The sequence below is a fragment of the Mucilaginibacter mali genome (genome assembly GCF_013283875.1).
Lineage (GTDB): Bacteria > Bacteroidota > Bacteroidia > Sphingobacteriales > Sphingobacteriaceae > Mucilaginibacter > Mucilaginibacter mali.
Genome location: NZ_CP054139.1, coordinates 1,750,721 through 1,763,351 on the forward strand (window position 1 = coordinate 1,750,721; position 12,631 = coordinate 1,763,351).

Below are 12,631 nucleotides of genomic sequence, written 5' to 3' on the forward strand. Positions count from 1 at the left end.
ATGGATGATGCTAACCCTTACGGCAACATAACTACGCCGCAACTACTCGAACTTATTGACCTGGTAAAACGGGTGCATGGGTTCGATTTTTCTCAGTATACCAAGGCCTCGCTGAAGCGCAGGCTGGCCCGTATTATGCAGTTTAAAAAACTGTCGTTTTACGATTTGAAGCATGTGCTGGTGAACGATCAGCAGATCTTCCAGGATTTTTTGGAAGAGATCACCGTCAATGTTACCGAAATGTTCCGCGATCCATCGTTCTATAAATCGCTGAACAACCATGTGCTGCCTTATCTGTCGTCATATCAGCATATAAAAATATGGAGCGCCGGCTGCTCGTCGGGCGAAGAGGTTTACTCGCTGGCTATTTTATTGAAAGAAGCCAATTTGCGCCAAAAATCATTTATATACGGCACCGATATCAATACCGAAGTACTTAAGGAAGCGCGCATGGGGATATATAGTTTGCGCAAAATAAAAACCTATGCCGAGAATTATTCGTTTACAGGTTTGCCGGGCACGATAACCGATCATTTTACCATTATGTACGATGCGGCCAGCATCCATAGCGAGTATAAGCAAAACACGCTGTTCTCGGTACATAATTTAATATCGGATACGGTGTTTAACGAGTTTCAGCTCATCAGCTGCCGAAACGTGTTTATTTACTTCGAATCGGAGTTGCAGGAGCGCATACTGGAACTGTTTTACAAAAGCCTGTGCCCGCTGGGTTTCCTGTGCCTGGGCAGTAAAGAGGCCATACGGTCGGACTTTTTCAGGAAGCGGTTTAAAGTAATAGACCAAAAAGAGAATATATACCAAAAAATTGGCACTTAATAAAGATATCGTTCAACGCTGGCACAACTCGCAGGTTGTGCTGATCGGCGGCTCCGCCGGGTCTTTCAAACCTATATTTCGTGCTGTTAAAAATTTTACCGATAGCCTCAACAAGTCTGTAATTATCGTCATCCACCGGAAAAAGAATTTTTTTAGCGAAATAGAAAAACTGTTTGCCGAAAATAGTCGTATGTTGCTGAAGGAGATATCGGATAAAGATGTGATCAGGAATAATACCGTTTACATTGCGCCGGCTAACTATCATGTACTGATAGAAAGTGAAAAGGTGTTCAGCCTGGATGTTTCAGACGCGGTGTGGTATTCAAAACCATCGATAGATGTAACATTTGAAAGTGCCGCCGATGTTTATGGCAGTCAATGTACGGCCATACTATTATCAGGTGCTAACCAGGATGGTGCCGAAGGCTTGCTGAAGCTAAAAACTGCAGGAGCTTTAACCATAGTGCAGGATCCGGATGAAGCCGACATGGCAGAAATGCCGCTATCAGCCATTCATTTAGGTGCTGCCAGGTATATCCTGTCAAACGATGAAATATTTGAATTATTAAAAATATAATACACTTACATAGCTCAATCCTTACCTCACATTAGGAATATTCACATGGCCCCTGTTAATATTTTAATTGTGGATGATCGCGAGGAGAACATTATTGCCCTCGAGGCTTTATTGAACCGCGACGACATCCGCATGTTTTCAACCACCTCGCCCAACGATGCTTTAAAGATCGCGTGGGAGAACCCCATTGCTATCGCGCTTGTCGACGTTCAGATGCCCGAAATGGATGGCTTTGAACTGGTGGAGATGCTGAAAGCTAATCCCAAAACAAAGGATATATTGGTAATATTTGTAACCGCTATATCAAAAGAATCTAAATACGTTGTAAAGGGTTTAGGCACCGGCGCGGTAGATTACCTGTATAAACCATTAGATCCGTATATCACATCGGCCAAGGTTGATGCATTTATACAACTGGCCCGCAACCAGGCCGAGATAAAGGAAAAGAACATCGAGCTTCAGAATTTTGCCATTGTTGTAAAAAACTCGGCCGATATGATTTGCGCTATCGACGCGCAAACCCTGCGCATTGCCAGCATAAACCCCGCTATCGAAAAAATAATGGGTTTTAAGCCCGATGAGGTGATTGGCAGGGGCGTGGTGGATCTGGCAATTGACGAAGATCAGGTTCCGTTCAGGAAAAAATTGGGTGAGATCATAAAAGATAACCTGCAATTTGCGGTTTTTGAGTACCGCTTTGAAACCTTTGAAAAGCGTGTGATCTGGGCTGAGTGCCGGATGTCGTACCGTAACAAAACTATTTTCCTCAATATCAGCGATATCTCCCCGCAAAAAAGTTTCCAGGAGCAACTGATCAAATCGAAAGAAGCGGCCGAGTACGGCAAAAAAGTGAAAGAGACTTTTTTGGCCAACATGAGTCATGAATTACGTACCCCGGTAAACGGTATCATCGGTATCACCAACCTGCTGCGTAAAACCAATATCGATGAGCAGCAAAAAAGTATGCTCGATCTGCTGGAAACATCCTCACAGTCGCTTTTAGGGGTGATAAATGATGTGCTGGATATCTCGAAGATAGAGGCCGGTAAATTCAGCATTGTACGCACGCCAAATAACCTGCGCGCTATTGTAAAGGCTGTTTACGATTTGCTGAAGTTTAAAGCCGATGAACACAATATTGAGTTTTTACTGGAAATAGCCGAGGATGCGCCCCAATACATACAGGTAGATTCGCTGCGTTTGAACCAGATACTGATGAACCTGCTGAGCAATGCCATTAAGTTTACCGACAGGGGGCACGTGAAGCTGAAGGTTACGGTAATGCAAAAGCATAACAATAAGGTAAAGCTTAAATTTAGTATAGAAGATACCGGTATCGGTATCGCGTCGGACAAGATCGCTACCATATTCGAATCGTTTGAACAGGCCGAAGACGATACGACCGCTAAATATGGCGGAACGGGCCTGGGGCTAACAATTGTAAAGAAACTAATTGAGTTAAAAGGCGGCGACCTGACGGTGAGCAGCCAGGTGGGCAAGGGTAGCGTATTTAATTTTACTAACTGGTACGAAGTGGTAGACCAACCAAAGGAAAAAGCAACTGTGCGCGATGTGCCGCGGGTATTAGCGCCGTTTAAAGAGAATATAAGCGTTTTAGTGGTAGAAGATAACCTGGTGAACCAGTTTATGCTATCGAAGATATTAAAGGAGTGGAACGTTAGCGTTGATATGGTTGACAATGGCCGCAAAGCATTGGACAAACTAAAAGAAAACGATTACGACGTGGTGCTTATGGATACCCACATGCCCGAAATGAGCGGTTACCAAACTGCCAAAACCATCCGTGTTGATTTTGAGGAGCCGAAGCGTAGCGTTCCTATTATCTCGTTATCAGCCGCCTCCTACGATCATGAGCAACAGCAGGCCATATCTGCCGGTATGAATGATGTGCTGGCCAAGCCTTTTATGCCGTATGAATTGCATGAGAAGATATTGAAGCTACTTAAGTAGTGATTAATGATCAGTTAATCAGACATTAGTATCCAAATATCTGCTAATCTCTGATCACTTATTAACTTAAGTTGCGGGTTATTTAACCACAAAGTGCACAAAGATTTGCAAAATCGATTGACACAAAGGTCACAAAGAGCAAATCAATCAGCAGATTTAAGTTTTTTTAAGGGCAACAAAGCTTTGTGGTCTCTCTTTTTCTTTTGATTATCAAAGCCTCTGTGAACTTTGTGCTTCAACATCGGGCATATCTTTGTGCGCTTTGTGGTTAAATCGTCTGTTTTGTTAACCCGCAACTTGGGTTAATTAACTAATCACTAACCTAAAACAAACTCGTTTGCCCTACGCCTTGTACGCGGGCTTCCAGTTCAAGCAGGTATTGTTTGCGCCACAGGCCGCCTGCATAACCGGTAAGGCTGCCGTCTGATCCGATGACGCGGTGGCAGGGAACCACTATCCACATGCTGTTTCGGCCATTGGCCGACGCGATGGCGCGGATGGCTAACGGGTTATTCATCCGTTTGGATAAGGTAGCATAACTGATAGTCTCGGCATAGCTGATCTGGAATAGATGCTTCCAAACCTCCTGCTGAAAATCGGTACCCTTTTGTTGAAAGGGGAAATCGAATATCTTTCTTTTACCTGCGAAATATTCATCTAACTGTTTTGCCGCATCGTTAATGGCCGGTGAGGTATCAGTCGCGTCATCGACCGGTATCTCGTGCACGGTTACCGAACAGATCATGCCATCCTCGTCTTCAATGCGGGCAAGGCCAATAGGTGTGGTGTGGTAAATAACGGGCATGGGGCTAAGGTAGTGATTAGTAATCAGAGATTAGTTAATCAGTGATTAGTAACTCACCAGAGCACAATTAAAACTAATCTCTGATTAACTAATCACTAATCACTAATTTAGCGCCCAATGGGATTTATCAAACAAACACGCCACTTGCTGCAAAAGGAAATACTGATAGAATGGCGGTCGAAATATGCCTTTAACAGCGTGCTGCTGTATGTGGCTTCGACGGTGTTTGTGTGCTATATATCGTTTAAGCTGAGTCCGGGCTTTAAGGAGAGTGAGGGTTACCCGATAGTATGGAACGTATTGTTTTGGATCATCATGCTCTTCGCCGCGGTAAACGCCATCGCCAAAAGCTTCGCGACGGAAAGCAAAGGCCGGATGTTGTACTATTATGCCATCACCGATGCCCGGGCCATTATCCTATCGAAAACTATTTATAACGGGCTGCTGATGTTGATCATCAGTATCCTTACGCTTGTTATCTACCTGCTATTCTTTAATAATACTATCGGTAACCCGGTTTATTATTTTATAGCGGTATTGCTGGGCAGCATCAGCTTTTCAACGGTTTTTACCATGGTATCGGCCATCGCCTCTAAGGCGGGCAACAGCAGCGGGTTAATGGCGATATTAAGTTTCCCGGTGATCATCCCGGTTATACTGGTACTGATCAAACTGGCAAAAAACGCCATGGATGGCATAGATAACAGCTTTAATTACGAGCAGATCATTTTACTGGTGGCTATTAATGTTATTGTGGTAGCTACATCGCTGTTGCTGTTTCCCTATTTGTGGCGGGATTAACCCAAACCGTCATCCTGAGCGATAGCGAAGGATCCCCGGTAAGCAGAAACGGAATTGCTTAGTCTGGGATCCTTCGCTATCGCTCAGCATGACGATCTGATAATGAAAATAATCGTTACAGATAACACGGATTTAAAATAACCGTTATTTTTACCCATGCGTTTTTATATACCCCTGTTATTTTTACTGTTCCCGCTGATGGTGCTGGCCCAAACCGGCAGTATTACCGGTAAGGTTATCCGCATGGATAATAAAAGCCCCATGGCCAAGGCCAGCGTTTTCCTTAGCAACTCATCATACGGAACAATAACTAACGACGACGGTACTTTTACGCTTAGCGGGCTTAAACCCGGTCAGTATGAGTTGGTGGTGACATCCGTAGGCTTCGAAGATTTCAATAAAACCATTATGGTGCCGCGCGACGCGAAGGAACCGGTGCGGGTTGATGTGGAAATGATTGTTAAAACCACGCAATTGCACGAGGTGGTGATCACCACGCCCGAGAACTGGAAGCGCAACTACGAGCAGTTTGTGAAGTTGTTTTTAGGCGAATCGGCTAACGCGAAGAAGTGCAAGATCTTAAATCCGCATTCGCTTAGTTTTTTAAATCATAAGGCAAAGCAATCGCTGGAGGCATGGTCGGATGAGTTTATCGAGATAGAGAATAAAGCGCTGGGCTACAAGGTGAAGTTTTTGCTGAAGGAGTTTAATTACAATGGTATCGATAATATCATATCCTGGGAGGGAAAGATCTTGTTTAACGAGTTGCCGGGCAGTGTATCGCAAAAAAAGCAATGGGAGGAGAAGCGCAACGATATCTATTACGGATCGAACATGCACTTTTTCCGTTCGCTGCAAAACGCTAAGCTGAGTGAAGATGGCTTCGCGGTGATGATTCTGGAACGTAAGCCAAACCCAAACCGCCCGCAGCAGGAGATGCTGATGAAGAAGATAAACTTTTGGGGACAGAATAATATTGACTCGGCAAATAAATACCGGCGGCTTTATAATTTGCCTAAATACGATGAGAACCTGATCCGCCAGCCCTTAAAGGAAACCGACATTGCCCGTGCTACCGAACAACCCGGCGTGTTTGTCATCGGCTTCCCCGAGCATTTGTATGTAATGTACACCAAAAAGCGCGAGGAAGAATATATGGCCGATATTTACCGCCCGCTGGATATGCCCAATTACCAGGTAAGCATTATTACCCTGCATACCCAATATTCAATGTTTGATATGAATGGTTCGATCATATCCACACCACCGCCATTATTTGAAGGCACCTGGTCTAAAAATAAAGTGGCCGAATTGCTGCCTGTAGATTATGTTCCGGGCGAACTGGTATTAAAGGAAAAGCTGTAAGATTCAGACGTGAGCTGTTAGATATGAGATTTGAGACAGGCAGGCGTATAAAATCAGTGTAAAGTACACATTGTATCTCAAATCTCATATCTAACATCTCATATCTAATACCTAACTTTGCTTCATCAAAAAATGGCGATAATTTATAAAACGTGGTGGAAAGTGCTGGCTGTTGTACTGGTACTTTACACGTTGGTAGCCGGGATACTGATACCTGTGCCTGCCAAATACATCCTTAACGAAACGATACGCAACCTGTATTTCCACGTACCCATGTGGATGGCTATGTTTTCGGTATTTACCATATCGGTTATTTACAGCCTTAAATATTTACGATCGGGCAAGATAGAAGACGACCTGGTGGTGGTTGAATGCGTAAACACCGGCATGATGTTTTATGTGCTGGGTTTGCTAACCGGTATGCTTTGGGCCAAATACACCTGGGGCGAATATTGGAGCGGCGACCCTAAACAAAACAGCGCGGCCATTGCCTTTTTACTGTATTGTGCCTATTTGGTACTGCGCAATTCGATAGATGAGGAGCAGAAGCGGGCCAAGATATCAGCTATCTACAACATCTTCGCGTTCCCAATAATGATCGTGCTCCTGTTTGTGCTGCCGCGTATGACCGACTCGCTGCATCCCGGCAATGGTGGTAATCCTGGCTTTAACAGCTACGATCTGGATAAGAATATGCGCTTTGTGCTGTACCCCGCATTCATCGGCTGGAGTTTATTAGGGGTGTGGATAGCAACCTTACGCTACCGTATGCGTATAATAGAATATAAGAACGAATCTGTATAAGTATTTATAATGAAAAAACTGGTGTTTTTGTTGATGTGCCTTTTAAGCGGCATCGCGGCCTTTGCTCAGCAGGCTGGTCCGGGTATGGATGATACCTTCCGCAGCTCGGGTAAAATTTATGTAGTAATTACAATTATCGTAATAATCTTTGTTGGATTAGCCCTTTATTTATTTTCGATGGACAAAAGGCTTAGGAAAATTGAGAAATTTGAAAAAAATTAATAAGGCGAAAAAATAGCCCTATTGCGTTTAAACATAGATTATGGGCTGTTTGTTATGATGTGTAATTAAAACACCAACCCTTAAAGCATTTGCAACTATGGATAAAAATACCGCACATTTGCACACTTTTTCAAACCAATTATTTACATAATACTATGGCTAATACCAACAAAGCTGCTATGCAGGACGGGCATTTCTTTGCCGACGTATGCAAAAACTTCGACTATGCGGCTCAATTTACCAATCACGATGCCGGCTTATTAGATCAGATCAAATCTTGCAACAGCGTTTACCGCTTTCGCTTCCCTATCCGCAAGGGCAATGGTTTCGAGGTGATCGACGCGTGGCGTGTAGAGCACTCGCACCACCAGTCGCCAACTAAAGGCGGTATCCGCTACAGCGAAATGGTGAACGAGGACGAAGTAATGGCGCTTGCCGCGCTGATGACCTACAAATGCGCCATTGTGAATGTGCCATTTGGCGGTGCAAAAGGTGGTATCTGCATCAACCCTAAAAACTATACCGTACAGGAGTTGGAGAACATTACCCGCCGTTACACGGTAGAGCTTGTTAAAAAGAATTTCATCGGCCCAAGCATCGACGTGCCTGCACCTGATTATGGATCGGGCGAGCGCGAGATGAGCTGGATAGCCGATACCTATGCTACCATGAACCCGGGCCAACTGGATGCCATGGGCGTAGTTACCGGTAAACCACTGGCCTTACATGGTATTGCCGGCCGCCGCGAAGCTACCGGCCGTGGTGTGGCTATTGCCGCCCGCGAGTGCGTAAGCTTTGGCGAGGATATGGAAAAAATTGGTTTAACCGCCGGTTTAGCAGGCAAAAAGGTTATTGTACAGGGTTTAGGTAATGTAGGTTACTACTCTGCAAAATACCTGGCCGAATTTGGCGCTACCATTGTTGGCCTGTGCGAATACGAAGGCGCTGTTTACAATGCTGATGGTTTGGATTACGACGCGGTATTCCAGCACCGTAAAACTACCGGTTCAATACTGAACTACCCCGGTGCGCAATCATTCACCCGTTCGGGCGAAGGTTTAGAGCAGCCTTGCGATATCCTGGTACCGGCCGCGCTGGAAAACCAGATCACTATCGAGAACATCCGCAACATTAAAGCAAAAATTATAGTAGAGGGCGCTAACGGCCCAACCACCCCTGAGGCTGAAAAAGTATTTTACGAAAACGGGGGCATCATCGTTCCGGATATGTATGCCAACGCCGGCGGTGTAACCGTATCGTACTTCGAGTGGCTGAAAAACCTGTCGCACGTAGCCTTTGGCCGTATGAACAGACGCTTTGAAGAAAACTCGAATATGAACCTGGTGAACATGGTTGAAGGTATCACCGGCGTATCGCTGAACGCTCAGCAACGTGCTACCATTGTTAAAGGCGCATCAGAATTAGAACTGGTTAACTCGGGTTTAGAGGATACGATGATCCGCTCGTACCACGAGATCCGCGAAACCTATCTGACCACACCTAAAATTGATACCTTGCGTACTGCCGCGTTTGTGGGCGCCATCAACAAGATAGCTGTATCTTACTCAAACCTTGGTGTTTGGCCGTGATATATAACTAAACTAAAACTGATCTTGAAAAAGCCATCCGAAAGGGTGGCTTTTTTGTTTTTGGCTTATATTTAAGCACTGTAAATAGTAATATGAATCGGGATATCCGTCAAAAAAATGAGCGAAGAATAAAAGCGGCGAAGGAAAAGAATTTAAACTACGTTAAGAACAGCTTATATGTTCTGGGTTTTCTTTCGTTATTCTATACCTACAACGTTTATGATGCTACGTTTATTAAATGGCAAACAATATTATGTATAGGATTGATCCCCGCTTTACTATGTATTATTTTCTTTCGCATAAAGTTTAAGGAATACGGTTTTACATTATTTCTTTGGGGAAGTTTATTTGCCGGGGGATTCTTTTTCATCAATAGCTTTTCGGCGGAGCAACCTACTAACGTTAAGTTAAATATTTTTAACAGGTCGAGGCACCTAAAATCGCGTAGGCCCTATACATCTGTTGATGTAGAATACGACCGCGTTGAAAAAAGTATCGAAGTAGACAAAAATATCGGGCTAATATTTTACGAGATGCCATATCTGTCCGTTACGGTTAAAAAGGGATGTTTAGGATATTATACCATCGAAAGCCAGAAGTTGGTGATGAAGTAAAATATCGCAAGATTGCTTGCACTGGTCGAAGTTTTTAAACCTCAACCAGTTGTTCTTTATCAATAACAATTCTAAATAAGAAACATCCCTTGCAATAACCTTTATTAGCTTAACGTTTTGTATTTTTGCATCACTTTTTCATAACCAATAAAATACAATGAAAAAAAGCTCAATATTTGGTTTGGTGGTTATTGCTATCGCTATAGCGGTTATCATCAGTACCTATTCAAGTTCAAGTACTTACGGTTCGTTTAACGATGCTAAGAAAAGTGAAGCTACCCTGCAGGTAGTGGGCCACCTGAATAAGCAAAAGGAATTATATTACGATGCCACCAAGGATGCCAACTATTTCTCGTTCTACATGAAGGACAATAAGGGGCAGGAGTGCAAAGTGATCTTCACCGGCACTAAACCACAGGATTTTGAACGCTCGGAGCAGGTGGTGCTTACCGGCAAGATGGTGGGCAGCGAGTTTCACGCGTCTAAGATCTTGATGAAGTGCCCATCTAAATACACCCAGGATAAAATTGAAGTAACAGAGGTCAACGCTAAACAGGCCAGCATATAAACACTTAATGGATACAGCTTTTAAAGGTGAACACCTTGTGCCGGGCCACTTAGGCCAGTTCTTTATTATTTTGGCCTTTGGCGCCGCATTATTATCAGCCATCAGCTACTACTTCGCGGCAACCAGTACCGATAAACTCGATAAATCCTGGTTGCGGTTGGGGCGTTTAGGCTACTGGATCAATACCGCTTCTGTTATTGGTATCGGTGTCTGCCTGTTCTATATCATCTACAACCATCTTTTCGAATATCATTATGCCTACGCGCATTCATCGCGCGCGCTGCCGGTATACTATATCATTTCCAGCTACTGGGAAGGGCAGGAGGGCAGCTTTTGGCTGTGGACCTTTTGGCAGGCCGTGTTGGGGAATGTGCTGATATGGAAGGCAAAATCGTGGGAGAAGCCGGTAATGACCGTCGTTTCCCTTTCGCAGGTGTTGCTGTCATCTATGCTTATCGGTGTCGAATTATTTGGCACACGTGTGGGTAGTTCGCCATTTATTTTGCTGCGCGATGTGATGCAGGGCGCGCCAATATTCAGCCGTCCCGATTATATGGCTTATATAAAAGACGGTAACGGCCTGAACCCGCTGCTGCAAAACTACTGGATGGTGATACACCCGCCAACCCTGTTCCTGGGTTTCGCGTCGATGGTGGTGCCATTTGCTTACGCCATAGCCGGCCTTTGGCAAAAGAAATATAAAGACTGGGTAAACCCGGCCATTTCATACGCCCTGTTCGCGGTGATGGTGTTGGGTACCGGCATTATCATGGGTTCGTTCTGGGCTTACGAGTCGCTTAACTTCGGCGGCTTCTGGGCTTGGGACCCGGTAGAGAACGCCTCGCTGATCCCGTGGTTAACGCTGATTGGCGCGGTACACGTAATGATCGTGTATAAAAATACCGGCCACGCTTATTTTACCGCTCTGTTCCTTACACTCATTAGCTTTGTGCTGGTGCTTTATGCATCGTTCCTTACCCGTAGCGGTATCCTTGGCGAAACCTCTGTCCACTCTTTTACCGACGCGGGCATGTTTTGGCACCTGGTGGCCGATGTAGTGCTGTTCCTGCTTTTAGCTATCGTACTGATCGTTATCCGCTGGAAGGAATTGCCTATCAGTCAAAAGGAAGAAGAAACCTATTCGCGCGAGTTTTGGATGTTTGTGGGTTCGGTGTTTTTGGCCTTGTCATGTTTACAATTGGTGTTCGTGACCTCGATACCGGTTTGGAATGCCATGTTCGGTACCAAGATAGCGCCGCCAAATGATAAGGTTACGCTGTACAACGTATTCCAGGGCGCTTTCGCTGTAGTGATTGCATTGTTTATGGGCTTTACCCAGTTTATGAAGTATAAAAAGACGGATACCACCCGTTTCTTCATTACATCGGGCATATACCTGGTAACTTCATTGGTAATCAGTGCCATTATAATTTATATTACGGGTATTTATAAATTGCACGTAGTATATATGCTGCTGATGTTTACTGCTACTTATTCGGTAATGTCGAACGCGAAAGTACTGTCGGATGCCATCAAAGGAAAGTTTAAACTTGCCGGTTCGGCAGTGGCGCATATCGGTTTTGGTTTGTTGCTTATCGGGGCGTTGATCTCGGCCGGTACCAGCAAAGTAGTATCTGAAAATACTACGGGTGAACAGTATAGCGCCGAGTTTGCTAAAGCCAACGATCCGCGCGAGAATATCATTATGTACAAGAACCAACCGGTACAAATGGGAGGGTATGAGGTAACTTACATCGGCGACTCGATCTCGTTACCTAATCACTATTTTAAGGTTGACTACAAAAAACGCGATAAGAGCGGTAAAATTACCGAAGAGTTTGTGCTGAAGCCAAACTCGCAGGCTAACCGCAAGATGGGTTTGGTTTCATCGCCGGATACCAAGCACTATCTTTTCCACGACTTGTATACCCACGTAAGCATGGCGCCCATTAAATATGATGATGAACTGCGCGAAGAATCGATGGGGCACGAGGGTGAGGCTAATGACGATAAAAACTACGACGCGCCGGTAGCACACGCTGTACAGGTAGGGGATACCATCCGCTTTAGGGAGGGTTTTATGGTATTGAAGGCGCTTAACAAAAACGCCCACGTGCAGGATATTAAACTAAGCGGTAACGATGTTGCCATCGGTGCCGACCTGGAAATTGTATCGCACGGAAAGACCTATATGGCCGAGCCTGTTTATATGATAAAGGGCAGCAACGGTTACGATTTTGCCCGCAAGGTTGATGATGTTGGCCTGAAGCTGCGCCTATCGCAAATATTGCCTAAGGAAGGTAAAATAGAGATAACCGTTTACCAGCAACCCGAAAGCAAGAAGCCCTATATTGTAATGCGTGCTATATCGTTCCCTTATATCAACTTCTTCTGGTCGGGTACTATCATTATGGTTATCGGCTTCCTGATGTCGATATTCAGGAGGAATAAGGAGTTGAAGACAGTTTAGGGGCTTAT

The 12,631-nt window shown here is 44.7% G+C and carries 11 protein-coding genes; 10 read left to right on the plus strand and 1 reads right to left on the minus strand.

Annotation, left to right across the window (positions count from 1 at the left end; all coding sequences use genetic code 11):
- The 3 genes from HQ865_RS07415 to HQ865_RS07425 are packed head-to-tail and all read left to right on the plus strand — an operon-like array spanning position 1 to position 3,385.
- Positions 1 to 837: a CheR family methyltransferase gene (locus tag HQ865_RS07415; protein ID WP_173414277.1), complete on the plus strand. Its 837-nt coding sequence runs from the start codon at positions 1 to 3 to the stop codon at positions 835 to 837.
- A complete protein-coding gene (locus tag HQ865_RS07420) occupies positions 827 to 1,414 on the plus strand; it encodes a chemotaxis protein CheB (RefSeq protein ID WP_173414278.1) in 588 nt (195 codons plus the stop codon). The genes HQ865_RS07415 and HQ865_RS07420 overlap by 11 nt, the downstream gene beginning before the upstream one ends.
- 45 nt (positions 1,415 to 1,459) lie before the next feature.
- A complete protein-coding gene (locus tag HQ865_RS07425; RefSeq protein WP_173414279.1) occupies positions 1,460 to 3,385 on the plus strand; it encodes a hybrid sensor histidine kinase/response regulator in 1,926 nt (641 codons plus the stop codon).
- A gap of 322 nt (positions 3,386 to 3,707) precedes the next feature.
- On the opposite strand, the gene HQ865_RS07430 is transcribed toward HQ865_RS07425, so the two are convergent.
- Positions 3,708 to 4,190 (minus strand): methylated-DNA--[protein]-cysteine S-methyltransferase, encoded by a 483-nt coding sequence (locus HQ865_RS07430; protein WP_173414280.1) that lies wholly within the window; start codon positions 4,188 to 4,190, stop codon positions 3,708 to 3,710.
- Positions 4,191 to 4,307: 117 nt separating this feature from the next.
- Between HQ865_RS07430 and HQ865_RS07435 the strand changes: the two genes are divergently transcribed.
- The 7 genes from HQ865_RS07435 to ccsA (HQ865_RS07465) all read left to right on the plus strand — a co-directional run bounded on the left by HQ865_RS07435 (position 4,308) and on the right by ccsA (HQ865_RS07465) (position 12,623).
- Positions 4,308 to 4,991, plus strand: coding sequence for a heme exporter protein CcmB (locus tag HQ865_RS07435; RefSeq protein WP_173414281.1), 684 nt, complete (start codon positions 4,308 to 4,310; stop codon positions 4,989 to 4,991).
- Positions 4,992 to 5,147: 156 nt separating this feature from the next.
- Positions 5,148 to 6,356: a carboxypeptidase-like regulatory domain-containing protein gene (locus HQ865_RS07440; protein WP_173414282.1), complete on the plus strand. Its 1,209-nt coding sequence runs from the start codon at positions 5,148 to 5,150 to the stop codon at positions 6,354 to 6,356.
- Positions 6,357 to 6,488: 132 nt separating this feature from the next.
- Positions 6,489 to 7,160 carry a cytochrome c biogenesis protein CcsA gene (gene ccsA / locus HQ865_RS07445; protein ID WP_394353369.1) on the plus strand — a complete coding sequence of 224 codons (672 nt, stop codon included), beginning with the start codon at positions 6,489 to 6,491 and terminating at the stop codon, positions 7,158 to 7,160.
- 9 nt (positions 7,161 to 7,169) lie between these two features.
- Entirely contained in the window at positions 7,170 to 7,382 is a 213-nt protein-coding gene (locus HQ865_RS07450; RefSeq protein WP_173414283.1) for a CcmD family protein, read from the plus strand.
- A gap of 155 nt (positions 7,383 to 7,537) precedes the next feature.
- Complete coding sequence (locus tag HQ865_RS07455) at positions 7,538 to 8,971, plus strand: Glu/Leu/Phe/Val family dehydrogenase (protein ID WP_173414284.1); 1,434 nt, start codon at positions 7,538 to 7,540, stop codon at positions 8,969 to 8,971.
- A 771-nt stretch (positions 8,972 to 9,742) separates the two neighbouring features.
- Entirely contained in the window at positions 9,743 to 10,153 is a 411-nt protein-coding gene (locus HQ865_RS07460; RefSeq protein WP_173414285.1) for a cytochrome c maturation protein CcmE domain-containing protein, read from the plus strand.
- 7 nt (positions 10,154 to 10,160) lie between these two features.
- On the plus strand, positions 10,161 to 12,623 hold the full coding sequence (gene ccsA / locus HQ865_RS07465; protein ID WP_173414286.1) for a cytochrome c biogenesis protein CcsA: 2,463 nt from the start codon (positions 10,161 to 10,163) through the stop codon (positions 12,621 to 12,623).
- Positions 12,624 to 12,631: the final 8 nt, after the last annotated feature.